The organism is Acidovorax sp. GW835-FHT14G06 (assembly GCF_058793595.1).
Map to the genome: position 1 here is coordinate 329,747 of NZ_JBXAGA010000003.1, position 23,732 is coordinate 353,478.

Here is a 23,732-nt window from a genome sequence, read left to right on the forward strand (position 1 = left end):
AGCCTCGGCAAATGCGCCACACCTTGTCACAAAAAGGTCACAATCGCACCCCTCACGGTTACCCCAAGGGGTTTCCCCGGTTGTTGCAGGCCGCGGGGTCATGCGACAACGACATATCAATGTCACATAGGCTGCATAGCATCCGGCCCTTGTGCTTTTCGTCATCCTCGGAGGAAATATTCATGAAAACGAAGCTTCTGGCGGTCTGCGCCGCTGTCGCGATGTCGGTCTGCGTACCTGCGCAAGCACAGGCACCCATTGAGATCCAATGGTGGCACTCGATGAGTGCAGCGCTGGGCGACTGGGTCAATGACCTGGCCAAGCAATACAACGCCAGCCAGTCCCAGTACAAGGTCGTGCCCACGTACAAGGGCCAATATGACGAATCGATGACTGGCGCCATCGCCGCCTTCCGCGCCGGCAATGCCCCCCACATTCTGCAGGTGTTCGAAGTGGGCACCGCCACCATGATGGCCAGCAAGGGCGCCATCGTGCCTGCGGCCAAGGTGCTCAACGACGCGGGCTTCAAGTTTGAACCCACCGAGTACGTATCTGCAGTGGCTGGCTACTACACCGCCCCCAACGGCCAGATGCTGAGCTACCCGCTCAACAGCTCGACCACGATCTTCTATTACAACAAGGACGCCTTCAAGAAGGCTGGTCTGGACGCCGACAAGCCGCCCAAGACCTGGCCTGAAGTGTTTGCTGCCGCCTCCAAGCTGAAGGCCAGCGGCCACAGCTGCCCGTTCACCACCAGCTGGGTGAGCTGGACGCAGCTGGAAAGCTTCTCGCTGTGGCACAACACCCTGTTCGCCTCCAAGAACAACGGCTTTGACGGCAACGACGCGCAACTGCAGATCAACACCCCGCTGCACGTTCGCCACTTCGAGAACCTGGCCAAGGCCTCCAAGGAAGGCAGCTTCGTCTACAAGGGCCGCAACAACACGGCCGATGCGTCCTTCCCCTCTGGTGAATGCGCCATGATCACCGGCTCGTCGGGTCTGTACGCCCGCGTGGCCAAGGAAGCCAAGTTTGCCTACGGCATCTCCACCCTGCCTTACTACCCTGATGTGAAGGGTGCCCCGCAGAACACCGCCATCGGCGGCGCCAGCCTGTGGGTGATGGCCGGCAAGAAGCCCGAGGAATACAAGGGCGTGGCCAGCTTCCTGAACTTCCTGAACGACACCAAGGTGCAGGCCGCCAGCCACCAGCGCACAGGCTACCTGCCTGTGACCATGGGTGCCTACAAGCTCACCGAGGCATCCGGCTTCTATGACAAGAACCCCGGCACCGACGTGGCCGTGACGCAGATGATCCGCAAGGCCACCGACAAGTCGCGCGGTATCCGCCTGGGCAACTTCGTGCAGATCCGCTCGATCATCGACGAGGAAACCGAACAGATCTGGTCGGGCAAGAAGTCGCCCAAGGAAGCCCTGGACACCGCCGTGACACGTGGCAACGAGCAGCTGGCCCGCTTCGCACGCGCCAACAAGTAAGCACGGTCCACCATCTGTCGATGCCACCTGGCCACCCGGCTGGGTGGCATCGAAAGCCCGCCGCCCCGTCAACCAGCATGGTTCACGGGGCGGCGGGGTTTTCTTTTTGAGAGTTTCGTCATGGAAAAACGCGTACTTTTCCGCTCTGCATGGCTGCCCTGGGTGCTTCTGGCGCCCCAGTTGGTCATCATCAGCGTGTTCTTCTTCTGGCCTGCAGGCCAGGCCCTGGTGCAGTCGTTCCAGATGCAGGACAGCTTTGGCATGTCCACCGAATGGGTGGGGCTGGACAACTTCAAGGCCCTGTTTGAAGACCCGGGCTATCTCGCCTCGTTCAAAACCACGGCTTTCTTCTCGATCCTGGTGGCGGTGGTGGGCATCGGCCTGTCACTGATCCTCGCGATCTTTGCCGACCGCATCATCAAGGGCGCCATCGTCTACAAGACCGCCCTGCTGCTGCCCTACGCCGTCGCCCCTGCGGTGGCAGGTGTGCTGTGGATGTTCATGTTCTCGCCCTCGCTGGGTGTGGTGGCCTACATGCTGCGCCAGTCGGGCTTTGACTGGAACCACATGCTCAACTCCGACCACGCCATGGCGCTGATCGTGATTGCAGCGGTGTGGAAGCAGATTTCCTACAACTTCCTGTTCTTTCTGGCAGGGCTGCAGTCCATCCCCAAGTCGCTGATCGAAGCCGCAGCCATCGATGGTGCAGGCCCCTGGCGCCGGTTCTGGAGCATCCAGTTCCCGCTGCTGTCGCCCACCACGTTCTTCCTGTTGGTGATCAACGTCGTGTACGCGTTCTTCGACACCTTTGCCATCGTGGATTCGACCACCCAGGGTGGCCCCGGACGCGATACCTCCATCCTGGTCTACAAGGTGTACCACGATGGTTTCAAGGCCATGGACATGGGCGGCTCGGCTGCGCAATCGGTGGTGCTGATGGCCATCGTGGTGGTGCTCACCGTCATCCAGTTCCGCTACGTCGAGAAGAAAGTGCAGTACTGATATGAAGCACACCCTGAGTCGCTTCGCGCCTACCCCCTCCAGGGGGACGCCGCCCTCACGGCGGGGCGGCCCTTGCTCGGCGGCCCTCGCCTGCATCGTGTCCTATCCAAGCGCCGTGGGCCATCCTTCGGTTCTGAAAGATTCCAATGGTTGAACGTAGTCCTTACCTCACCGCGTTCTCGCACCTCATCATGGTGCTGGGCGTGATCATCGTCGGCTTCCCGCTGTACCTGGCCTTCGTGGCCTCCACACACACCGCGCAGGACATCGTGCAGGTGCCCATGCCCATGGTGCCCGGCAGCAACTTCTGGCAGACCTACCACGACGCATTGTTTGGCGGCGGCGCAGGCGCCGGCTCCACAGCGCCGGTGGCCCGCATGATGTGGGTGAGTTTTGTCACCGCCATGGTCATCACGGTGGGCAAGATCGCCATCTCGCTGCTGTCGGCGTTTGCCATCGTGTACTTCCGCTTCCCCTTCAAGGGCATCTGCTTCTGGCTCATCTTCATCACGTTGATGCTGCCGGTGGAAGTGCGCATCGGTCCCACCTACCAGGTGGTCTCCAACCTGGGCATGCTCAACACCTACGCGGGCCTCACTGTGCCGCTGATCGCTTCGGCCACCGCCACCTTCCTGTTCCGCCAGTTCTTCCTGACGGTACCCGATGAGCTGGTGGAGGCCGCGCGAGTGGACGGCGCTGGCCCCATGCGCTTTTTCAAGGACATCCTGGTGCCCCTGTCACGCACATCGATTGCCGCGCTGTTCGTGATCCAGTTCATCTACGGCTGGAACCAGTACCTGTGGCCGCTTCTGGTGACCACGTCCGAGGACATGTACCCCGTGGTCATCGGTATCAAGCGCATGCTGGCCGGTGGCGATGCGGGCAACGAGTGGAACATCGTGATGGCCACGGCCCTCCTGGCCATGCTGCCTCCCGCGTTCGTTGTGGTGGTCATGCAGCGCTGGTTCGTCAAAGGCCTGGTGGATACCGAAAAATAAGACAAAACCCTGCTAGCGCTTATTCAATAAGCACCCATAGCTATCAAATTCATTGCACATATGGCATCCCTCTCTCTTCGTAACATCGTCAAGCGCTACGGCGTGGGCCCCAAGGCCAACCAGGTCATCCACGGCGTGAACGCCGAGGTCAAGGATGGCGAATTCGTCGTCATCGTGGGCCCCTCGGGCTGCGGCAAGTCCACACTGCTGCGCATGGTGGCAGGCCTGGAAGAAATCTCTGGCGGCGAGTTGCGCATTGGTGACCGCGTGGTCAACAACCTGGAACCCGCCCAGCGCGACATCGCGATGGTGTTCCAGAACTACGCTCTCTACCCCCACATGACGAACTTCGAGAACATGGCCTACGGCCTGAAGATCGCCAAGGTGCCCAAGGAAGAGATCAAGGCGCGCGTGGACAAGGCCGCCAAGATCCTCGAACTCGGCCACCTGCTGGAGCGCAAGCCGCGCGAGCTGTCGGGCGGGCAGCGCCAGCGGGTGGCCATGGGCCGCGCCATCGTGCGCCAGCCCCAGGTGTTCCTGTTTGACGAGCCGCTGTCCAACCTGGACGCCAAGCTGCGTGCGCAAACCCGCCTGGAGATCCAGAAACTGCACCGCGAACTGGGCATCACCAGCCTGTTCGTGACGCACGACCAGGTCGAGGCCATGACGCTGGCCCAGCGCATGATCGTCATGAACGCGGGCAACATGGAGCAGTTCGGCACACCCGAAGAGGTCTATCACACACCGGCCTCCACTTTCGTGGCCAGCTTCATCGGCTCGCCGCCGATGAACCTGCTCAAGAACGCCCCCAGCGCCAAGCCCGGCACCATCCTGGGCATCCGCCCGGAGCATCTGGACGTGCGCAGCGAAGGCTGGGCCGTCACCGTCGAAACTGTGGAGCTGCTGGGCGCCGAGCGCTTGATCTATGGCCGCATCAACGGCGAGCAGATCATCGTGCGTGTGGAAGAAGGCACCCACGCGCCGCTGCCGGATACTGTGATCCACGTCGTGCCGCGTCCTGACCGCCTGCACGCTTTTGATGCCACCACGGGCAAACGCATACCCGACTGAGCCCATGCAGCGGCCCGAAGCAGCCCGCGCCGGGCGCGGGATTCTGGCCACCGTACCGGTGCTGGCCTCCCTGCACCTGGCGGAGACCCGGCAGTTCTACAGCGAGCGGCTGGGCTTCACTGCGTTGCTCGAAGTGGATAACTACCTCATCGTGCAGCGCGATGGCTGTGAGCTGCACTTCTGGCGCTGCACCGAGCGCCACATTGCAGAAAACACTTCGTGCTACGTGCGTGCAGACACCGGGTTGCTGCACGCGGATTTCACGGCACGCGGCCTGCAACTGGCACCTCCCACCGTCCAGCCCTGGGGCATGAAGGAGATGCATGTCATCGACCCCCATGGCAACCTGCTGAAATTTGGTGAACCTGCATGAGCGTATCCTCGCCCACCCTCGCTCCCTGGCCCTACCCCCGCTGGATCGCCCACCGTGGCGCTGGCAAGCTGGCCCCCGAGAACACCCTGGCCGCCTTCCGGCTGGGCGCCCAGTACGGCTACCGCATGTTCGAATGCGACGCCAAGCTGAGTGCCGACGGCGTGCCATTTTTGATGCACGACGCCACCCTGGGCCGCACGACCAATGGCTCGCACGCATTGGGCTCAGCGGCCAGCCCCACAGGGGGCGATCACCCGTGGGCGGTTTTGTCGCAGCTGGACGCGGGCGCCTGGCACTCCCGCAGCTACGCGGGCGAACCCATGCCCACGCTGGAGAGCCTGGCGCGCTACTGCATCGCCAACGGCTATTTCCTGAACATCGAGATCAAGCCCACACCAGGCCAGGAAGACGTCACGGGCCGCGTGGTGGGCGAATACGCTGCGCGCCTGTGGCAAGGCCAGGCCGTGCCGCCCTTGTTCTCGTCGTTCAAGCCCGAGGCACTGGCGGGCGCCATGGCCACCGCGCCCCACCTGCCCCGCGCGCTGCTCATCGACGCGCTGTGGGACGGGTGCTTTGACAAGGCCCAGGCGCTCGGCTGTGTGGCCATCGTGTGCAACCACGCGCTGTGGGACCAGACCCTGGTGGCACAAGTCCACGGCCTGGGCATGCGCACGCTGAGCTACACGGTGAACGACGACTGGGCGGCGCAGCGCCTCATCGCGCTGGGCACGGACGGCATCATCACCGACCGCGTGGACTTCTTCTCGCCCGCCACGCCATAGGGCGCATCTTCAAACCAACCCGCCCCAAGCCAGCGGGCACTGTGGACCGGCCTTGCCGGGCCACCGGTGGCGTCCCCATCACGGGAAAGGGGCGCGGCGCCTCAGGGGGTCAATCGAGCTTCGCGCCGGACTTCTTGACGGCGTCGGCCCAACGGGGCATCTCGGCGGCCAGGAACTTGGCAAAGTCGTCCGCGCCCAGAAACGCCGGATCTGCCCCCTGGCTCACCATGCGGTTGCGCACATCGGGCATCTGCAGCACCTGGCCGAAGGCATCGCTGAGCTTGTTGACCACGTCCTTGGGCGTGCCCGCAGGGGCCAGAAAGCCATAGAAGCCGACCACCTCAAAGCCCTTGATGCCGCTTTCGATCACGGTGGGCACGTCGGGCAGCGCAGGGTTGCGCTCCTTGCTGGTCACGGCCAGGGCACGCACCTTGCCTTGCTTGTGGTACGCAGCAGCCTGGGGAATGCTCTCGGCCATGAACTGCACCTGCCCGCCCATGAGATCAGTGAACGCCGGCGCGCTGCCCCGGTAGGGGATGTGGACCATGAACAGGCCCGTGGCGGTCTTGAACATCTCGGGCACCAGGTGGCTGATGCCGCCATTGCCCGCCGAGCCAAAGTTGACCTGGCCGGGCCGTGACTTGGCATAGGCCATGAACTCCTGCAGGTTCTTGGCGGGCACGCTGGTGTTGACCAGCAAGGCCAGAGGCTGCATGGCCGTGCGCGCCACGGGCACAAAGTCCTTGAGGGTGGCATACGGCAGGCGGCTGTAGAGCGCAGGGTTGATCACCATCACTCCAGTGTTGGCCAGCATGATGGTGTGGCCATCCGGGGGAGCTTTCATCACATCCTGCGCGCCCACGGTGCCACCAGCACCGGCCTTGTAGTCCATCACCACAGGCTGGCCCAGCACGGCCTGCAGCTTGTCGGACAGCAAACGCGCATGCTGATCCAGCGGCCCGCCGGCCGGGAAACCCACCACCACACGAATGGGTTTGGACGGAAAAGCCTGCGCGTGCACGGCGGCAGACAAGGCCAGTCCTGCGGCCAGGGTGATGCAGGTACGCAGCAGCTTCATGGGGTTGTCTCCAGCATTGGTTGTGGGTATGAGGGATGCTTGCCACTTCCGTCGGCGCGGGCCATGGCGGCTGCATGGGAAGATGCAAAGAGGCTATCAGACCCCAGGGCGCAACAGCCCTCCAGAGCACCTCTCGCAAACCCTCAAAACACGTGACGGCTTGCTGAAAGCTTCAAGCCTTCCAGCCCCGCACCAGCACCCACTGGCAGGTGGCGCAGGCCACCACCAGCGCGGCATGGGTGAGCATCTTGCCGTCACGTCCCCACAGCACCAGCCCTGCCGCGAGCACCGCCACCCCCACGGCAAACAGAATCGCCCAACGCAGCCATACAGACATCGCAGAGGCACTCCGGGAGCCCACCAGACGGCCCGAAAGCACCAGCACGAGCGCCATGGCGGCAGCGGGTGCGACAAAGTTGAGGAGGTGGTTGACGATGTCCAGCGGACCCATGGAATTGACCCAAATCAAGGCTTGAACAAGCAAGGCCGCCTGTTCGGGCCAACAATTTTATAATTGCAGCTTATGGCAGTCTGGGCCCTCGGCATCAACCACACCACCGCGCCGCTCGATCTGCGCGGCCGGTTTGCGTTTGCGCTCGATCAGATCGCCCCCACGCTGCACGGTTTGCGCCAGTCGCTGGGCAACTCTGGCGGCGCTGCCAGCCGCCACCCCGGGGTGGAAACCGCCATCATCTCCACCTGCAATCGCACCGAAATTTACTGTGCCGGCGACCAGCCCGCAGTGGACCACACGCTGGGCTGGCTGGCCCACAGCGGCGGCGTGAGCCCCGCGCTGCTGCGCTCGCACTCCTACACGCTGGAAGACAGCCTCGTCGCACGCCACGCCTTCCGCGTGGCCAGCGGGCTCGATTCCATGGTGCTGGGCGAGGCCCAGATCCTGGGCCAGATGAAAGACGCGGTGCGCGCCGCCGAGACGGCCGGCGCTTTAGGCACCACGCTCAACCAGCTGTTCCAGCGCAGCTTTGCCGTGGCCAAGGAGGTGCGCACCAGCACCGAGATCGGCGCACACAGCATCAGCATGGCCGCCGCCGCCGTGCGCCTGGCCAGCCAGCTGTTTGAAGACCTCTCCAAGATCCGCGTGCTGTTCGTCGGCGCGGGCGAGATGATCGAGCTGTGCGCCACGCACTTTGCCGCCAAGAACCCCAAGCAGATCGCCATTGCTAACCGCACGCTGGAACGCGGCGAAAAGCTCGCCACCCGCTTTGGCGGCGAGGTAATGCGCCTGGCCGACCTGCCCGAGCGCCTGCACGAATTCGACGCCGTCATCAGCTGCACAGCCAGCAGCCTGCCGATCATTGGCCTGGGCGCTGTGGAGCGCGCACTCAAGAAGCGCCGCCACCGTCCCATGTTCATGGTAGATCTGGCCGTGCCCCGCGACATCGAACCCGAGGTCAAGGCCCTGGGCGACGTGTACCTGTACACCGTGGACGACCTGGCCACCGTGGTGCAGACCGCGCAGGCCAACCGCCAGGCCGCCGTGGCGCAGGCCGAGGCCATCATCGACGCGGGCGTGCAAAGCTTCATGCACTGGATGGAGCTGCGCAGCCCCGCAGCCGCCGAGGGTGGCGTGGTGCCGCTGATCCAGCAGCTCAACGCCCAGACGGACGAGTGGCGCGCGCTGGAAATCGCGCGCGCCAAGAAGCTGCTGGCCAAGGGCGAGGACGTGGACGCCGTGCTCGAAGCCCTATCGCGCGGCCTCACACAGAAGATGCTGCACGGCACACTGGCCGAGCTGCGCGCGGGCGACGCCGAGATGCGCGCCCAGACGGCCCAGACCGTCTCGCGCCTGTTCCTGCGCTCGCAAAGCAAGACCCCCCACAACAACGGCCTGTAGCGGCGCTCGCCCGCTCCACAGCCGTTCCGATTTGAGCCAAATCGGCCTCAGGCGCATGATTTACATGCGCCACCAGCTACCAAATCTGTAGCAAATCCTTTTTCCAGAATTCCATGAAACCCTTTCTCCGAAGCCAGCTGGAGCGCTACGCACAGCGCCTGGGCGAACTCGACTTCCTGCTCTCGCGCGAAGACATCATGAGCGACATGGCGCAGTACCGGCGCATCTCCGTCGAGCATGCCGAGGTCACGCAGGTCGCCGGCCGCTACGCCCGCTACCAGCAGCGCGAGGCCGACCTGGCGGGTGCGCGCGAGATGCTGGCCGACCCCGACATGGCCGAGATGGCACAGGAAGAAATCACCAGTGCCGAGGCCGAGCTGCTGCAACTGGAAGACGAACTGCAGCGCCTGCTTTTACCGAAGGACCCCGACGACGCGCGCAACGCGTTTGTGGAAATCCGTGCGGGCACGGGTGGTGACGAATCCGCCCTGTTCGCAGGCGACCTCACGCGCATGTACACCCGCTACGCCGCCAACGTAGGCTGGAAGGTGGAGGTGGTGAGCGAGAACGCGGCCGAGTTGGGTGGCTACAAGGAAATCGTGCTGCGCATAGAGGGTCAGCCCGGCACGGGCCCCTCCGGTAGCGGTGTGTACGGCGCGCTCAAGTTCGAGTCTGGCGGCCACCGCGTGCAGCGCGTGCCCGCCACCGAGACACAAGGCCGCATCCACACCAGCGCCTGCACCGTGGCCGTGATGCCCGAGCCCGACGAGCACGAGGCCATCAAGCTCAACCCCGCCGACCTGCGCATCGACACCTTCCGCGCATCCGGCGCGGGCGGCCAACACATCAACAAGACCGACTCGGCTGTGCGCGTGGTGCACTTGCCCACCGGCATCGTGGCCGAATGCCAGGACGGCCGCAGCCAACACGCCAACAAGGCCAAGGCGCTGCAGGTGCTGCAGGCCCGCATCCAGGAGAAGGAGCGCAGCGAGCGCGCCGCCAAGGAGGCCGCGTTGCGCAAGGGCCTGATCGGCAGCGGCGACCGCAGCGACCGCATCCGCACCTACAACTTTCCGCAGGGGCGGCTCACGGACCACCGCATCAACCTCACGCTGTACAAGCTGCTGTACGTGATGGAGGGCGACCTGGGCGACGTGCTGCAGGCCCTGGCCCATGCGCGCGAGGCCGAGCAGCTTGAAGAGCTGGAAATGGGCTCCAACGGTTAAGCACAGCAAAAATATGAGTCAAACTGGCTGATAGCGCCTGATTCATATGCCCATGCAGCTATCAAAACAATAGTGAACAACACCGCCTCTCCCACCCTTGCCCAGGCTTTGGCGCAAGCCCACACCCTGGGCCTGCAACGCATCGACGCGCAACTGCTGCTGCTGCATGCCGTGGGCCGCCCTGATGCAGGCCGTGCCTGGCTGCTGGCGCACGACACCGACGCGATGGACGAGGCCACCCACGCACAGTTCATCGCCCTGTGCCAGCGCCGCGTGGCGCGCGAGCCGGTGGCCTACCTCACCGGCCGCAAGGAGTTCTACGGCCTGCCGCTGCAGGTGGACGCACGCGTGCTGGACCCGCGCCCCGACACCGAAACCCTGGTGGACTGGGCGCTGGAAGTCATCGCCCCCCTGTCCGCCCCGCGCGTGGTGGACCTGGGCACCGGCAGCGGTGCCATTGCGCTGGCCCTGCAAAGCCAGCGCGCCGATGCCCAGGTGCTGGCGGTGGATGCCAGTGCCGACGCGCTGGCCGTGGCCCAGGCCAACGCAGAGCGGCTGGGCCTCGCGGTGCAGTTCCAGCAAGCCAACTGGCTGGCAGGCGTGGATGGCGTGTTCGACGCCATCGTCTCCAACCCGCCCTACATCGCCAGCGCTGACCCGCACCTGGCCGCGCTGACGCATGAGCCGCTGCAGGCCCTGGCCAGCGGCGCAGACGGCCTCGAAGACATCCGCACCATCGTCGCCCAGGCGCCCGCGCACCTGCAGCCGGGCGGCTGGCTGCTGCTGGAGCATGGCTACGACCAGGCAGACGCCGTGCAGGCGCTGCTTGCCGCCCAGGGCTTTGTGCGGGTACAAAGCCGCAATGACCTTGCCGACATCGCACGCTGCACAGGCGGGCAATGGCCGACAGTGAAATAATCCCTCCATCGCGGGCCCTCAGCATCCATTCGCCCGCAGCCTCTTTCAAGGAGTTTTCCCATGAGCGACACCCAACAACGCATCGACGGCCTCGTCAAATCCAGCGACATTCTGCTGTTCATGAAGGGCAGCGCCAGCTTCCCCATGTGTGGCTTCTCCGGCCGCGCCATACAGATCCTCAAGGCCTGTGGCGTGGACCCGAAGAGCGTGGTCACCGTCAACGTGCTCGAAGACGACGAAATTCGCCAGGGCATCAAGGAATACAGCAACTGGCCCACGATCCCGCAGCTTTACGTGAAGGGCGAGTTCATCGGCGGCTCGGACATCATGATGGAGATGTACGAGTCGGGCGAACTCAAGCAGGTGCTGGGCACCGAAGGCTGATCGACGAGCCCTTTGCCTCACCCTTCATCGGGCCGCCTTCGGGCGGCCTTTTTGTTTGCCCGCAACAGAGGCACCAATCAGGGGCTTTTCCGATGGAGCAGCGGGCATGTTGTGTGCTTGAATGATTGCGTGACGTAACCCTCACAGGAGCATGCAATGACCAGCCATAGCCTTGTTCCCCAGCCACCTGCCCTGCGCCTGCCGGTGGCCCAGATGCGCAATGTGTTCCACCCGGGCGATGTCGAGCGCAAGCTCGCTCGCCTGCAGGAATCCGGCAACCAGAGGGAATACGAAACCCTGCGCACCGTGTACGAACGCATGCTGGAGCGCGGCCCGGAGCGTTTTCAGGTCAAGCCATCGGGCATCCCCGACATGGCCAGCCTGTACGAGCAGTTGCCCAACTTCACCGAGGTGCTGGACGACGTCAAGCGCCACGTGGCGCTGGCGCAGGACAGCAGCGATGGGCTGGAGGTCACGCCCATGCTGTTGCTGGGCCCGCCCGGCATCGGCAAGACCCACTTTGCTCGCCACCTGGCCGAGCTGCTGGGCACGGGTATGAACCTCTTGCCCATGAGCTCCATGACCGCAGGCTGGCTGCTGTCGGGCTCGTCCGCACAGTGGAAGGGCGCACGCCCGGGCAAGGTGTTCGAGGCGCTGGTGGAGGGTGAATACGCCAACCCCGTGATCGTGGTGGACGAGATCGACAAGGCCAGCAGCGATGCACAGTACGACCCGCTGGGCGCGCTGTACAGCTTGCTGGAGTACGACACGGCCCAGAGCTTTACCGACGAGTTTGCCGAGGTGGCCATCGACGCCAGCCAGGTGATCTGGATCACCACCGCCAACGACACGCGCGGCATCCCCGACCCCATCCTGAACCGCATGAACGTGTTCGAGGTGGAGGCGCCCACGCTGGAGCAGGCGCGCACCATCGCCCGCAACCTGTACCAGGGCATCCGCGCAGGGCACGACTGGGGCCGCCTGCTGGACCCGGAGCCGATGGACGACGTGCTGGACCACCTGGCGCAGATGCCGCCGCGCGAAATGCGCCGGGCGCTGATGACGGGCTTTGGAAATGCGCGGCTGGACCGCCGATCCACCGTGGAGATTGCTGACCTGCCCAAGGTGGCGTCAGGGCGTAGCCGCATCGGCTTCGTGCAATAACAAGGCACCGGCCGCCAGTCCTGCGCTCGCCCGCAGGACTGGCCTTCGGGGCCCCACCCCCTAAGGCCAACCAGGCCCCCCGATGAGTGCACACATGGGATAGGTGCCTGCGGAACGCGCAGATACACTCAGTCATCCGGTGTGCCGCAGCGCCACGCTCCGTCGCCATTCATGACCCTCTCCCAAAGCCTCTTTGTCATCGGGCTGCTGATTGCAGCCAGCGCCTTTTTCTCCATGGCCGAGATCTCGCTCGCCGCAGCGCGCCGCCTGCGCCTGCGGCAGATGGCCGACGAAGGGGATGCCAGGGCGGACCAGGTGCTGCGCATGCAGGAGCAGCCGGGCGACTACTTCACCGTGGTGCAGGTGGGGCAGAACGCCGTGGCCATCCTGGGCGGTATCGTGGGCGAAGGTGCGCTGAGCCCCCACTTCACCACGCTGTTCGGCCTGTGGCTGTCGGAATCAGCCGCGCAGAAGGCGGGCTTTCTCGCCTCGTTCCTGGTCATCACCTCCCTTTTCATCCTGTTTGCCGACCTGTTCCCAAAACGCCTGGGCATGGCCGAACCCGAGCGGCTGGTGGTGCGGCTGGCGCAGCCCATGGCCTGGTGCATGGCGCTGCTGCGCCCTGTGGTGTGGTTCTACAGCCGGGGGGCGGATGCGCTGTTCCGGGTGCTGGGTATGTCGTCGCTGCGGGACGACCGCATCACCTCGGACGACATCCTGGCGATGATGGAAGCGGGTGCGCGTGCCGGCGTGCTGGCCGCCCGCGAGCAGCAGGTCATCACAAATGTGTTCGAGCTGGACACGCGCATGGTGTCCAGCGCCATGTCGCCGCGCGACCGTGTGGCTTTTTTCTTGCGCGACGAGCCGGACTCCGTGATCCGCCTGCGCATTGCGGCCGAGCCTTTCTCAACCTACCCCGTGTGCGAGGGGGACATCGACCATGTGGTGGGCTATGTGGATGCCAAGGACCTGTTCCAGCGCGTGCTGAACAACCAGCCCATTTCGCTGGCCGATGACAGTCTGGTGCGCAAGGTGCTGATCGTCCCAGACCGGCTCACGCTGTCGGAGGTGCTGGAGCAGTTCCGACAGGTGCACGAGGACTTTGCCGTCATCGTGAACGAATACAGCCTGGTGGTGGGCGTGGTCACGCTGAACGATGTGATGAGCACCGTGATGGGCGACCTGGTGGGCCCGGCGGATGAAGAGCAGATTGTGCGGCGCGATGAAAACTCGTGGCTCATCGACGGCGTCACACCGGTCGAGGACGTGCTGCGCGCACTGTCGCTGGACGAGCTGCCCCACGCGGGCGACTACGAAACCCTGGCCGGCTTCCTGATGGTGATGCTGCGGCGCGTTCCGCGCCGGACGGACAGCGTGAGCTGGGGTGGCTACAAGTTTGAGGTGCTGGACGTGGACAGCTACCGGATCGATCAGGTCATGGTCTCCAGGCTGGGCGGAGCCACTGGTGGCGCCGCTCCGACCCCCTCAGCACCATCGGGAACCGGTGTTTAGTGACTCCGGGCCACTTGCGCCCGTGTGACGGCCGCCCAAATCGCGCCAAGAGCCTGTTCACGATCTCCCAGGGGTCGCGCAGCCGTCTTTGCGGGATGGTGTGCAAGGTGCGGGGTACAGCCAATAGCCTGGCTATTGGCAAGCGCCGCAACGCCGCAGACCGCCCGCAAAGACCGCTGCCCGAAGGGTTGGAGCGCAATCGGGTGATTGGACGCACTGGCTGCTTGCATGGGCATAAGCCCATGCGGCGCACCCGAAACATTCACTTATCCCGATGGCGCTCCAACGCGATCCCCTGTGATATCGTGAACAGGCTCTAAGCAGCAGGCGACTGCGGCCGGTCGGCAAACAGCCACTTGCGCTGAGCACCAAAGACGGCGTCTGGATACGGCGACCGGCCCCGGCTACCGTTGTAGCGGCCAAGCGCCATGAACAAATCGCCCTGCTCCCGGTCGATGTAGTGGCGCAGGATGACGCAGCCAAAACGCAGGTTGGTCTGCATGTGAAACAGCTTGCCCGCGTCGCCATCACCAATCACGCGCGTCCAGAAGGGCATCACCTGCATGTAGCCCCGTGCCCCGACGCTGGACACGGCAAATTTACGGAACCCACTTTCTACCTGGATCAGCCCGAGCACCAGGGACACATCCAGCCCCGCGCGCTTGGACTCGTACCAGACGGTCTGAAGGAAGTCGCGGCGCACCTCCAGGTCCGGTTTGCGGGGGCGCAAGCGATCACTTTGCGTGCCCAGCCACCGCAGGTAGTGCAGGCGCGCCTCGGTGGTGAAAAACTCGGGCTCGGGCGGCGCCTGGTTGGCAATGGCAGAGCTAAGCGCGGTGCGCACCGAGTCCATCAGGGGCTCCTCCAGCTGCCCGCCAGCATGCGCCACCTGCGGAGCACCCAGCCAGGCGGCGGGCGCTGCCAGCGAAACCAGCGACACCAGGCAGCCGCGCCGCGACAGCCCCACAGGGCCGCCCGAGGCCGCGGCCGACGGAGCGATGGAGGAGGCGCCGCACATGCTCATACGACCATGCGGCCCTTCACATGGGCCAGGATGTCCGCTACGGCGACCTTGGTGGCGGCAGCGTCACGGCGGTGCTGGTACTCGACCACACCTTCCTTCAGGCTCTTGTCGCCAATGGTCACACGGTGCGGCACGCCAATCAGCTCCCAGTCGGCAAACATGGCACCGGGGCGCTCGCCACGGTCGTCCAAGATCACGTCTACACCCGATGCCAGCAAGTCGGCATAGAGCTGCTCGGCCGTGGCCTTGACGGCCTCGCTGCGGTCCATGCCCACAGGACAGACCACCACCGTGAACGGTGCAATGGCGTCCGGCCAGATGATGCCGCGCTCGTCGTGGTTTTGTTCGATGGCGGCGGCGGGCAGGCGCGTCACGCCAATGCCATAGCAGCCCATCTCGAAGAATGCAGGCTTGCCGTCGTCGCCCAGGAACGTTGCGTTCATGCCCTTGCTGTACTTGGTGCCCAGGTAGAACACGTGGCCCACCTCAATGCCGCGCTCAATCGCCAGCTCGCCCTTGCCGTCGGGCGAGCGGTCGCCCGCCACCACATTGCGCAGATCGGCCACGGCGTCGGGCTCGGGCAGGTCGCGGCCCCAGTTCACGCCGGTGATGTGGAAGTCCACCTCATTGGCGCCGCAGATCCAGTCAGCCATCAGGGCGACTTCGCGGTCGGCCACGATCTTCAAAGGCTTCTTCAGGCCGATGGGACCCAGGTAACCGGGCTTGCAGCCGAAATGGTCTTCGATTTCGCCCACCGTGGCAAAACGGAAACCCGCCAGCCCCGGCACCTTGCCCACCTTGATCTCGTTCATGTCATGGTCGCCGCGCAGCAGCAGCAGCCAGACCTGGGTCTTGACGATCTCGCCGGCTTCGTTGGTTTCGTCTGTGGCCAAGACCAGCGACTTCACAGTGGTCGCCAGTGGCACGCCGAGCAGCTCTGCCACGTCGGCACAGGTGCTCTTGCCCGGGGTGGCCGTCTTGGTCAGCGCCTGGGTGGCCGCACCACGTGGACCGGCGGGGGCCAGCGCTTCGGCCTTTTCCATGTTCGCTGCGTAATCGCTCTCTGGGCAGTAGACGATGGCGTCTTCGCCCGTGGCGGCGATCACCTGGAACTCTTCGGAGAGGTCGCCACCAATGGCGCCACTGTCGGCCGCCACGGCACGGTAGGTCAGGCCAAAGCGGTCAAAAATGCGGCGGTAAGCCTGCGCCATGACCTGGTAGCTGGCCTTAGCCGAGGCTTGGTCGCGGTCGAAGCTATAAGCATCCTTCATGATGAACTCGCGGCCGCGCATGAGGCCGAAGCGCGGACGGCGCTCGTCGCGGAACTTGGTCTGGATCTGGTAGAAGTTCTTCGGCAGTTGCTTGTAGCTCTTAAGCTCCTGGCGGGCGATGTCAGTGATCACTTCTTCGCTGGTCGGCTGCACCACAAAGTCGCGTCCATGGCGATCCTGGATGCGCAGCAGCTCGGGGCCCATTTTGTCAAAACGCCCAGTCTCCTGCCACAGCTCCGCAGGCTGCACCACAGGCATGGTCAGCTCTACAGCACCGGCGCGGTTCATCTCTTCGCGCACGATGGCTTCCACCTTGCGGATCACCCTCAGCCCCAGCGGCATGTAGTTATAGATGCCAGCGCCCAGCTTCTTGATCAGCCCCGCCCGCGTCATGAGTTTGTGGCTGACCACTTCGGCATCCGCCGGAGCTTCCTTGAGGGTGGAAATAAAGAATTGGGAGGCTTTCATCGGAAATCGATTGCAGGCAGAACGGGGCAGTCCACTTGCTGCGCGCTAGGCGCCGTGCATAATGGACACAGTTTAAAAATTTGGGGTTTGATTATGCTTGACCGGGACGGCTTTCGGCCGAACGTCGGCATCATCCTGCTCAACCAGAAAAACCAGGTGTTTTGGGGCAAGCGCATACGCACCCACAGCTGGCAGTTTCCGCAGGGTGGCATTGACCGGGGCGAAACCCCCGAGCAGGCCATGTTCCGCGAGCTGCATGAGGAGGTGGGATTATTGCCCAACCACGTTCGCGTGGTGGCCCGCACCCGGGACTGGTTGCGCTATGAGGTGCCTGACCGGTACATCCGCCGCGACGCTCGCGGCCACTACAAGGGCCAGAAGCAGATCTGGTACTTGCTGCAATTGATGGGGCACGACTGGGATTTGAACCTGCGCGCCACCAACCACCCGGAATTCGACGCTTGGCGGTGGAACGATTACTGGGTTCCGCTGGATGTGGTGGTGGAGTTCAAACGCGGCGTTTACGAGATGGCACTGACCGAATTGGCGCGTTATCTCCCACGCCACGAGCAGCGCAACCGCTATTTGCGCAGCGGTCTGCGCACCCGCGAGGGTGAACATGCGGGCGTGGCCAACATGTTCCGTACGGGCTCCATGCTCGTCAACCCTGGCATGGAACTCCCTCCCGGCGCCAGTTTTGATCCCGATCCGCAAAACAGCATGCCGGGAGAACTCGACGGAATGCCTTCGGTATCGGATACCCCTCGCTGAACGATTGTCAGCCCCACAAAAAACGCCTGCATTCGCAGGCGTTTTTTGTTTCTACTTACGGTTAGCTCGACCCAGTGGCTGCATGTGCGCATGCCTTACCGAAGTCCGCCAGGCGAGACCTAGGCCCCCTGCGCTAGGACGAGGTTGTCGCGGTGGACCATTTCCGGCTCAGCCATGTAGCCCAGCAGTTTTTCAAATTCTGTCGATGGTTTGCGACACAAAAGACGCGCTTCTGCCGCAGCATAGTTGGCCAAACCCCGCGCAATCTCGGCCCCGGACCCGTCGCGCACTGCAATCACATCACCGCGCGAGAAATCTCCTTCCACTGCGGTCATGCCGATGGGCAGCAGGCTTTTGCCTTCGTCGCGCACCTTGGCCGCAGCCCCTGCGTCCACCACCACAGAGCCGCGCAGCTGCAAATGGTCCGCCATCCACTGCTTGCGGGCCTGCTTTTTCTGTGTCTGAGCGACCAACAGAGTACCCAATGCCTCACCGCCCACGAGGCGAACCAACACGTCGGCCTCGCGCCCCCAGGCGATCACGGTCGATGCGCCGGAGCCTGCAGCACGCTTGGCCGCCAGGATCTTGGTGATCATGCCGCCCTTGCCAATGCTGGAGCCCGCGCCGCCCGCCATCGCCTCCAGAGCAAGATCCCCCGCCTTGGCCTCGTGCACAAACTGCGCAGACGGATCACGGCGTGGGTCGGCGGTATAGAGCCCCTTCTGGTCCGTGAGGATGATCAGTGCGTCGGCTTCCACGAGGTTGGCCACCAGCGCACCCAGCGTGTCGTTATCGCCAAACTTGATCTCGTCATTGACCACGGTGTCGTTCTCATTGATCACCGGCACCACGCCCAGGCGCAGCAACGTGAGCAAGGTGGAACGGGCATTGAGATAACGCTCGCGGTCCGCCAGGTCGGCATGGGTGAGCAGCACCTGCGCACTGCCCATGCCTTGCTCGCGCAGCTTGGTTTCGTACATCTGCGCCAGCCCCATCTGCCCCACTGCAGCGGCCGCCTGCAGCTCGTGGATCTCCTGGGGCCGCGTGGTCCAACCCAGGCGTTTCATGCCTTCGGCAATGGCACCGCTGGACACCATCACCACCTCACGCGGAGCCCCCCCATCGCCGCGTACCAGTGCGGCCAGCTGGCGGCTCCACTCACCGATGGCGGTTTCATCCAGTCCACGTCCCTCGTTGGTCACAAGACTGGAGCCCACCTTCACCACGATGCGGCGGGCATCTCTCAATACGCTGGAAACCATTTTGATGTCTTTGATGCCGATAGCGCTACTGTTTCGTGCCCGAGTAGCTATTAAAAATATAGCAACAACTGTGATCCGAGCCCAACACGTCAGGCGGGTGTGTCGCCGGCAAACCGGGGATCCACCTCTACTGGCTCGTTCTCCGTGCGCTGCTCGGACTGCACATGGCGGAAGATGGCGTGTATCAGTGGCTCACAGCCCTCGCGCGTGAGCGCAGAGATCTCAAACACCGGCCCCTTCCACTTGAAGCGCTTCACAAAATCCTTCACACGCGCCTCACGCTCATCAGCAGGGACCATGTCCAGCTTGTTCAACACCAACCAGCGCGGCTTGTTGTAAAGCTGACTGTCGTATTTCTTGAGCTCGTTCACGATGGCCTTGGCCTGAGCGACTGGATCCACAGCATCGTCAAACGGCGCCAGGTCCACGATGTGCAACAGCAAACGCGTGCGCTGCAGATGGCGCAGGAACTGGTGGCCCAAGCCCGCGCCTTCAGAGGCACCCTCGATCAGCCCAGGGATATCAGCCACCACGAAGCTTTGCTCGGGCCCCACCCGCACGACGCCCAGGTTGGGGTGTAGTGTGGTGAACGGGTAGTCAGCAATCTTTGGCCGCGCATTGGAAACTGCCGTGATGAAGGTGGACTTGCCCGCATTGGGCATGCCGAGCAGACCCACATCGGCCAGCACCTTCAGCTCCAGCTTCAAATTCTTTTTCTCGCCAGGCCAGCCCGGTGTTTTCTGACGCGGAGCCCGGTTGATTGCGCTCTTGAAACGCATATTGCCAAAGCCGCCGTCACCGCCTTTGGCGATGGTGATAACCTCGCCCGGGGTCAGCAGCTCATACAGCACCTCGCCCGTCTCGGCGTCGGTGATGATGGTGCCGACCGGCATCTTGAGCGTAATGTCTGTACCCGCAGCACCGAACATGTCGGAGCCCATGCCGTGCTCACCCCGTTTGGCCTCGTGGCGGCGGGAGTAACGATAGTCCACCAGGGTATTCAGGTTGGGGTCGGCCACAGCGAATACATGCCCCCCACGCCCACCGTCACCACCATTGGGGCCGCCGAATTCCTTGTATTTTTCGTGCCGGAACGACACGCAGCCATTGCCACCATCACCAGCGGCAATGTCAATAAAGGCTTCATCGACGAACTTCATGGGGTATCCAGTTTACAAAAGGGACCGTACCGTCGGCTGGCGATCGATTGTGGCGGAAGAGCGAGGTGCATTCCAGACACTACAGATCGAAAGCGCATCAGCTACGCGTACAGACCAAACAACAAAGCCCCGGCAAAGCGGGGCTTCGATGGTTGCCGGAGGAGCAATCCTCAGGCGGGAGTCACATTGACCGTGGACTTGGACAATGCGCCCTTGGTGCCGAACGACACGTGGCCGTCCACCAAGGCAAACAAGGTGTGATCCTTGCCCACGCCGACGTTGGTGCCGGGGTGGAAACGCGTGCCACGTTGGCGCACGATGATCGAGCCAGCGCTGATCAGTTCACCGCCGAAGGCCTTGACACCCAGCATCTTTGGCTTGGAGTCACGCCCGTTTCGCGTAGAGCCGCCGCCTTTTTTCTGTGCCATGACTAGCTCCTTCGATTAAGCAGCAATCGCACCGATTTGCAGCTCAGTGAACTGCTGGCGATGGCCTTGGCGTTTTTGATAGTGCTTGCGACGGCGCATCTTGAAGATGTGCACTTTGTCGTGCTTGCCGTGGGCCACGACAGTGGCTTTCACGGTTGCGCCGGACACCAGGGGCGTACCAACCTTCAGTTCAGCGCCGTTGCCGACAGCCAAAACTTGGTCGATCACAATTTCCTGGCCTACGTCCGCAGCAATCTGTTCTACTTTAATTTTTTCGCCGGAAGCAACGCGATACTGCTTGCCGCCGGTTTTTATGACCGCGTACATGTTGACCTCTTGATATGAGTTCTGCAGACGAATTTCCGCAGAGCCCGCGAGTATAGCGCATCTAGCATCACTCCGCCAGCCTCGTGTGCATCAGTCAATCCAGCGTGACCAGCACGCCACCGCCATCGTCGGCCCTGTAGCGGGCCTTCCTATAATTCGGGCACTTTCTGTGACCACCATCTTGACTGACCATACCGCCCCCGCAGCTTCCCCCCTCACGCTCGTTGCACAAGACATGCACGAGGTCGACACGGTCATCGGTCAGCGCCTGACATCCAGCGTCCCCTTGGTGGCCCAGATCTCTCAGTACATCATTGCCGCCGGTGGCAAGCGCCTTCGCCCTGCCCTGCTGCTGATGGTGTGTGGCGCCCTGGGCTACCGTGGCACACATCGGCACAGCTTGGCCGCAGTGGTCGAGTTGATCCACACAGCAACACTGCTGCATGATGATGTGGTGGATGCATCCACCCTGCGCCGCGGCCGCCCCACGGCCAACGAAACCTTTGGCAACCCTGCCAGCGTCCTTGTGGGCGACTTTCTGCACACTCGCTCGTTCCAGATGATGGTCGAGGCGGGAAGCATGCGCATCATGGAAATCCTCTCCGAGGCCACAAATGTGATTGCAGAGGGTGAAGTGCTACAGCTCATGAACATGCACGATGCCTCACTGGATGAGGCAGGCTATCTGCGCGTCATCCGGTCCAAAACGGCCAAACTGTTCGAAGCCAGCGCCCGCCTCGGCGCCATTCTGGCCAACAGCCCCCCCGAAGTGGAAGAGGCATGCGCAACTTACGGCCAGGCACTGGGTACCGCATTCCAGATCATCGACGACGTGCTGGACTACGACGGCGACACCGCGGAGATGGGCAAAAATCTGGGAGACGACTTGCGCGAAGGCAAATCCACACTCCCCCTGATCGCCGCCATGGAACGAGGCAGCCCCAGCCAGGCGGAAATCGTTCGCAGAGCCATAGAACAAGGTTCGACAGAACAATTGGCAGAAATCGTGAGCATCGTCCGCTCGACCGGAGCCTTGGATATCACCCGCGCCGCAGCCTTTGCTGAAGCGCACCGCGCCATGGCTGCTGCCCGCCTATTACCCGCAAATGCCTACTCGGAGGGTTTGCTAGAATTAGCCGCACAACTGCTTGCGCGGCGGAATTGAAAGATGCACTAGATTCGTTCACGAATGCCATTGCAAGCTGCGGGGTGTAGCTTAGCCTGGTAGAGCGCTACGTTCGGGACGTAGAGGCCGGAGGTTCGAATCCTCTCACCCCGACCATATATCGCAGTATGGTCACCTACCAAAATCCCACCCGTTTGTGGCGCCGTTGCCAATAAGCGCCGCTGTACAGCCCATGGTTGATCGGTGATGATAGGATGGTTTCTTTTCCACACCTAACACATTTCCGGTTACATGGCCGCTGTTGATACTGCCCTCAAAGAAGCCTCTGCAGTAGCCCTGCCCGGGCTTGGCCGCGCCTTGATGTCTGCGGGCAAACTGACCCAAAAGTCGGCTGAAGACATTTACAAAAAATCACAAATAAGCCGAACCAGTTTCATTGCCGAATTGACAGGCTCTGGGGCTGTTTCTGCAGCGGATCTGGCGCACACGGTGTCTGCAGTTTTTGGCGCACCATTGCTTGACTTAGACGCCATTGATCCTTTACGCCTGCCCAAGGAATTGCTGGACAACAAGATATGCCAGGCGTATCGCGTGGTGGTCCTGAGCAAGCGCAACAACCGGCTGATCGTCGCAACGGCCGACCCAACCGACCAGGAAGCTGCTGAGAAAATCAAATTCACAACCCAAATGGGTGTGGATTGGATTATTGCGGAATACGACAAACTCAGCCGACTGGTAGAAGCCACAACCAAATCCACCAGCGAATCCATGGATACGCTGGTGAGTGGTGGGGGAGACTTCGCTTTTGATGACGTTGCAATTGAAGATGCGCCTGAAGAAGCGGATACAGGAACAACAGAAGTAGAAGATGCGCCTATCGTCAAGTTTCTGCACAAAATGCTGCTTGACGCCTTCAATATGCGCGCCTCTGATTTGCATTTTGAGCCTTACGAACACCAATACCGCGTTCGGTTCCGTATTGACGGAGAACTGCGCGAAATAGCTTCCCCGCCGATTGCCATCAAAGACAAGCTCGCGTCCCGTATCAAGGTGATTTCACGCCTGGATATTTCCGAGAAGCGCGTTCCCCAAGACGGTCGCATGAAGCTCAAGGTGGGGCCGGATCGCGTGATCGATTTTCGGGTAAGCACTTTGCCGACCCTGTTTGGCGAAAAAATCGTGATCCGTATTTTGGACCCGAGCAGCGCCAAGCTCGGGATCGATGCGCTTGGCTATGAACCCGTGGAGAAGGAACGCTTGCTCCAGGCGATTGGTCGCCCTTATGGAATGATTTTGGTGACGGGCCCTACAGGCTCTGGTAAGACCGTGTCCTTGTACACATGTCTGAATCTACTGAACAAACCGGGCGTCAATATCGCGACAGCCGAAGACCCTTCTGAAATCAATTTGCCTGGCGTCAACCAAGTGAACGTCAATGAAAAGGCAGGTCTGACCTTTGCAGTGGCCCTGAAGTCGTTTCTGCGTCAGGATCCGGACATCATCATGGTCGGGGAAATCCGAGATCTGGAGACTGCAGATATCTCCATCAAGGCGGCGCAAACGGGCCACTTGGTGCTTTCCACCCTGCACACGAATGATGCCCCCACAACGCTCACGCGGATGCGCAACATGGGCATTGCGCCGTTCAACATTGCATCCAGCGTGATTCTCATAACCGCACAGCGGTTGGCGCGTCGGCTGTGCCCCGTGTGCAAAGCTCCCGCAGATATTCCCCATGAGGCTTTGGTGGATGCGGGATACGAGGAGCACGAGATCGACGGCTCATGGGTGACCTACCGCCCCGTAGGATGCTCGGCCTGCAACAACGGCTACAAAGGACGACTCGGTATCTATCAGGTGATGCCTATTTCCGAGGAAATCCAGCGCATCATCCTGCGCGACGGGAGCGCACTGGAGATTGCAGAGCAGGCGCGCGCCGAGGGTGTCCGTTCACTGCGCGAATCCGGGCTCTACAAAGCCAAATTGGGCCTCACTTCCCTTGAGGAAGTTCTGGCCGTCACCAACGAATAGCATCC

23 protein-coding genes and 1 tRNA gene are annotated in these 23,732 nt (G+C 62.7%); 16 read left to right on the forward strand and 8 right to left on the reverse strand.

Annotated features, from left to right (window positions below):
• The first annotated feature begins 182 nt into the window (after positions 1-182).
• From ugpB to ugpQ, 6 genes are all read left to right on the forward strand, one after another.
• Positions 183-1,496 carry a sn-glycerol-3-phosphate ABC transporter substrate-binding protein UgpB gene (ugpB, locus tag AC1Q64_RS06675; protein WP_291439201.1) on the forward strand — a complete coding sequence of 438 codons (1,314 nt, stop codon included), beginning with the start codon at positions 183-185 and terminating at the stop codon, positions 1,494-1,496.
• Positions 1,497-1,616: 120 nt separating this feature from the next.
• Positions 1,617-2,498, forward strand: coding sequence for a sn-glycerol-3-phosphate ABC transporter permease UgpA (ugpA, locus tag AC1Q64_RS06680; protein ID WP_492250836.1), 882 nt, complete (start codon positions 1,617-1,619; stop codon positions 2,496-2,498).
• Positions 2,499-2,644: 146 nt separating this feature from the next.
• Positions 2,645-3,496: a sn-glycerol-3-phosphate ABC transporter permease UgpE gene (gene ugpE / locus AC1Q64_RS06685; protein ID WP_056641167.1), complete on the forward strand. Its 852-nt coding sequence runs from the start codon at positions 2,645-2,647 to the stop codon at positions 3,494-3,496.
• Between the two features lie 60 nt (positions 3,497-3,556).
• Positions 3,557-4,567: a sn-glycerol-3-phosphate import ATP-binding protein UgpC gene (locus tag AC1Q64_RS06690; RefSeq protein WP_291439206.1), complete on the forward strand. Its 1,011-nt coding sequence runs from the start codon at positions 3,557-3,559 to the stop codon at positions 4,565-4,567.
• Positions 4,568-4,571: 4 nt separating this feature from the next.
• Entirely contained in the window at positions 4,572-4,940 is a 369-nt protein-coding gene (locus AC1Q64_RS06695; protein ID WP_291439207.1) for a bleomycin resistance protein, read from the forward strand.
• A complete protein-coding gene (ugpQ, locus tag AC1Q64_RS06700; RefSeq protein ID WP_492250837.1) occupies positions 4,937-5,722 on the forward strand; it encodes a glycerophosphodiester phosphodiesterase in 786 nt (261 codons plus the stop codon). The genes AC1Q64_RS06695 and ugpQ overlap by 4 nt, the downstream gene beginning before the upstream one ends.
• Before the next feature lie 109 nt (positions 5,723-5,831).
• On the opposite strand, the gene AC1Q64_RS06705 is transcribed toward ugpQ, so the two are convergent.
• Positions 5,832-6,800: a Bug family tripartite tricarboxylate transporter substrate binding protein gene (locus tag AC1Q64_RS06705; RefSeq protein WP_492250838.1), complete on the reverse strand. Its 969-nt coding sequence runs from the start codon at positions 6,798-6,800 to the stop codon at positions 5,832-5,834.
• Positions 6,801-6,972: 172 nt separating this feature from the next.
• Entirely contained in the window at positions 6,973-7,251 is a 279-nt protein-coding gene (locus tag AC1Q64_RS06710) for a hypothetical protein (RefSeq protein WP_492250839.1), read from the reverse strand.
• 72 nt (positions 7,252-7,323) lie between these two features.
• Here AC1Q64_RS06710 and hemA point away from each other — a divergent pair, with 72 nt between their 5' ends.
• From hemA to paeA, 6 genes are all read left to right on the forward strand, one after another.
• Positions 7,324-8,655, forward strand: coding sequence for a glutamyl-tRNA reductase (hemA, locus tag AC1Q64_RS06715; protein ID WP_056060348.1), 1,332 nt, complete (start codon positions 7,324-7,326; stop codon positions 8,653-8,655).
• Positions 8,656-8,768: 113 nt separating this feature from the next.
• A complete protein-coding gene (gene prfA / locus AC1Q64_RS06720) occupies positions 8,769-9,881 on the forward strand; it encodes a peptide chain release factor 1 (RefSeq protein WP_492250840.1) in 1,113 nt (370 codons plus the stop codon).
• Between the two features lie 72 nt (positions 9,882-9,953).
• Positions 9,954-10,799 (forward strand): peptide chain release factor N(5)-glutamine methyltransferase, encoded by an 846-nt coding sequence (prmC, locus tag AC1Q64_RS06725; RefSeq protein WP_492250841.1) that lies wholly within the window; start codon positions 9,954-9,956, stop codon positions 10,797-10,799.
• Positions 10,800-10,859: 60 nt separating this feature from the next.
• The gene (gene grxD / locus AC1Q64_RS06730) at positions 10,860-11,183 is read left to right on the forward strand and encodes a Grx4 family monothiol glutaredoxin (RefSeq protein WP_056060339.1); all 324 of its coding nucleotides are present in this window, start codon (positions 10,860-10,862) and stop codon (positions 11,181-11,183) included.
• A gap of 156 nt (positions 11,184-11,339) precedes the next feature.
• Positions 11,340-12,347 (forward strand): AAA family ATPase, encoded by a 1,008-nt coding sequence (locus AC1Q64_RS06735; protein WP_492250842.1) that lies wholly within the window; start codon positions 11,340-11,342, stop codon positions 12,345-12,347.
• Positions 12,348-12,518: 171 nt separating this feature from the next.
• Positions 12,519-13,859 carry a polyamine export protein PaeA gene (paeA, locus tag AC1Q64_RS06740; protein ID WP_492250843.1) on the forward strand — a complete coding sequence of 447 codons (1,341 nt, stop codon included), beginning with the start codon at positions 12,519-12,521 and terminating at the stop codon, positions 13,857-13,859.
• A 316-nt stretch (positions 13,860-14,175) separates the two neighbouring features.
• Here the strand turns inward: paeA and AC1Q64_RS06745 are convergent, their stop codons facing one another.
• Together AC1Q64_RS06745 and AC1Q64_RS06750 are read right to left on the reverse strand one after the other, a co-directional pair.
• Positions 14,176-14,883, reverse strand: coding sequence for a lytic transglycosylase domain-containing protein (locus AC1Q64_RS06745; protein WP_492250844.1), 708 nt, complete (start codon positions 14,881-14,883; stop codon positions 14,176-14,178).
• Entirely contained in the window at positions 14,880-16,622 is a 1,743-nt protein-coding gene (locus AC1Q64_RS06750) for a proline--tRNA ligase (protein ID WP_291437173.1), read from the reverse strand. The genes AC1Q64_RS06745 and AC1Q64_RS06750 overlap by 4 nt, the downstream gene beginning before the upstream one ends.
• 93 nt (positions 16,623-16,715) lie before the next feature.
• Between AC1Q64_RS06750 and AC1Q64_RS06755 the strand changes: the two genes are divergently transcribed.
• Positions 16,716-17,393, forward strand: a complete 678-nt coding sequence (locus AC1Q64_RS06755) for an RNA pyrophosphohydrolase (RefSeq protein WP_056060325.1) — start codon at positions 16,716-16,718, stop codon at positions 17,391-17,393.
• Positions 17,394-17,512: 119 nt separating this feature from the next.
• Here AC1Q64_RS06755 and proB read toward each other — a convergent pair whose 3' ends face one another.
• The 4 genes from proB to rplU form a co-directional block, all read right to left on the reverse strand.
• A complete protein-coding gene (gene proB, locus AC1Q64_RS06760) occupies positions 17,513-18,655 on the reverse strand; it encodes a glutamate 5-kinase (protein WP_291437170.1) in 1,143 nt (380 codons plus the stop codon).
• Positions 18,656-18,744: 89 nt separating this feature from the next.
• A complete protein-coding gene (cgtA, locus tag AC1Q64_RS06765) occupies positions 18,745-19,815 on the reverse strand; it encodes an Obg family GTPase CgtA (protein WP_291437168.1) in 1,071 nt (356 codons plus the stop codon).
• A 170-nt stretch (positions 19,816-19,985) separates the two neighbouring features.
• Complete coding sequence (gene rpmA / locus AC1Q64_RS06770) at positions 19,986-20,243, reverse strand: 50S ribosomal protein L27 (protein ID WP_005794180.1); 258 nt, start codon at positions 20,241-20,243, stop codon at positions 19,986-19,988.
• 15 nt (positions 20,244-20,258) lie between these two features.
• On the reverse strand, positions 20,259-20,570 hold the full coding sequence (rplU, locus tag AC1Q64_RS06775; protein WP_005794184.1) for a 50S ribosomal protein L21: 312 nt from the start codon (positions 20,568-20,570) through the stop codon (positions 20,259-20,261).
• Between the two features lie 235 nt (positions 20,571-20,805).
• Here rplU and AC1Q64_RS06780 point away from each other — a divergent pair, with 235 nt between their 5' ends.
• From AC1Q64_RS06780 to pilB, 3 genes are all read left to right on the forward strand, one after another.
• Positions 20,806-21,735 (forward strand): polyprenyl synthetase family protein, encoded by a 930-nt coding sequence (locus AC1Q64_RS06780; RefSeq protein ID WP_492250845.1) that lies wholly within the window; start codon positions 20,806-20,808, stop codon positions 21,733-21,735.
• Positions 21,736-21,775: 40 nt separating this feature from the next.
• Positions 21,776-21,852, forward strand: a tRNA-Pro gene (locus AC1Q64_RS06785).
• 135 nt (positions 21,853-21,987) lie between these two features.
• Positions 21,988-23,727, forward strand: coding sequence for a type IV-A pilus assembly ATPase PilB (gene pilB / locus AC1Q64_RS06790; protein ID WP_291437159.1), 1,740 nt, complete (start codon positions 21,988-21,990; stop codon positions 23,725-23,727).
• The last annotated feature ends 5 nt before the right edge of the window (positions 23,728-23,732 follow it).

Bases quoted from the DNA above. Each gene is read 5' to 3' on its own strand.
- AC1Q64_RS06710 (WP_492250839.1), bottom strand. From the start codon at position 7,251: ATGGGTCCGCTGGACATCGTCAACCACCTCCTCAACTTTGTCGCACCC.
- cgtA (WP_291437168.1), bottom strand. From the start codon at position 19,815: ATGAAGTTCGTCGATGAAGCCTTTATTGACATTGCCGCTGGTGATGGT.
- AC1Q64_RS06695 (WP_291439207.1), top strand. From the start codon at position 4,572: ATGCAGCGGCCCGAAGCAGCCCGCGCCGGGCGCGGGATTCTGGCCACC.
- rplU (WP_005794184.1), bottom strand. From the start codon at position 20,570: ATGTACGCGGTCATAAAAACCGGCGGCAAGCAGTATCGCGTTGCTTCC.
- prfA (WP_492250840.1), top strand. From the start codon at position 8,769: ATGAAACCCTTTCTCCGAAGCCAGCTGGAGCGCTACGCACAGCGCCTG.
- grxD (WP_056060339.1), top strand. From the start codon at position 10,860: ATGAGCGACACCCAACAACGCATCGACGGCCTCGTCAAATCCAGCGAC.
- AC1Q64_RS06780 (WP_492250845.1), top strand. From the start codon at position 20,806: ATGCACGAGGTCGACACGGTCATCGGTCAGCGCCTGACATCCAGCGTC.
- AC1Q64_RS06750 (WP_291437173.1), bottom strand. From the start codon at position 16,622: ATGAAAGCCTCCCAATTCTTTATTTCCACCCTCAAGGAAGCTCCGGCG.
- ugpQ (WP_492250837.1), top strand. From the start codon at position 4,937: ATGAGCGTATCCTCGCCCACCCTCGCTCCCTGGCCCTACCCCCGCTGG.
- paeA (WP_492250843.1), top strand. From the start codon at position 12,519: ATGACCCTCTCCCAAAGCCTCTTTGTCATCGGGCTGCTGATTGCAGCC.
- AC1Q64_RS06705 (WP_492250838.1), bottom strand. From the start codon at position 6,800: ATGAAGCTGCTGCGTACCTGCATCACCCTGGCCGCAGGACTGGCCTTG.
- pilB (WP_291437159.1), top strand. From the start codon at position 21,988: ATGGCCGCTGTTGATACTGCCCTCAAAGAAGCCTCTGCAGTAGCCCTG.
- AC1Q64_RS06690 (WP_291439206.1), top strand. From the start codon at position 3,557: ATGGCATCCCTCTCTCTTCGTAACATCGTCAAGCGCTACGGCGTGGGC.
- ugpE (WP_056641167.1), top strand. From the start codon at position 2,645: ATGGTTGAACGTAGTCCTTACCTCACCGCGTTCTCGCACCTCATCATG.
- ugpA (WP_492250836.1), top strand. From the start codon at position 1,617: ATGGAAAAACGCGTACTTTTCCGCTCTGCATGGCTGCCCTGGGTGCTT.
- ugpB (WP_291439201.1), top strand. From the start codon at position 183: ATGAAAACGAAGCTTCTGGCGGTCTGCGCCGCTGTCGCGATGTCGGTC.
- hemA (WP_056060348.1), top strand. From the start codon at position 7,324: ATGGCAGTCTGGGCCCTCGGCATCAACCACACCACCGCGCCGCTCGAT.
- rpmA (WP_005794180.1), bottom strand. From the start codon at position 20,243: ATGGCACAGAAAAAAGGCGGCGGCTCTACGCGAAACGGGCGTGACTCC.
- AC1Q64_RS06735 (WP_492250842.1), top strand. From the start codon at position 11,340: ATGACCAGCCATAGCCTTGTTCCCCAGCCACCTGCCCTGCGCCTGCCG.
- AC1Q64_RS06745 (WP_492250844.1), bottom strand. From the start codon at position 14,883: ATGAGCATGTGCGGCGCCTCCTCCATCGCTCCGTCGGCCGCGGCCTCG.
- proB (WP_291437170.1), bottom strand. From the start codon at position 18,655: ATGGTTTCCAGCGTATTGAGAGATGCCCGCCGCATCGTGGTGAAGGTG.
- AC1Q64_RS06755 (WP_056060325.1), top strand. From the start codon at position 16,716: ATGCTTGACCGGGACGGCTTTCGGCCGAACGTCGGCATCATCCTGCTC.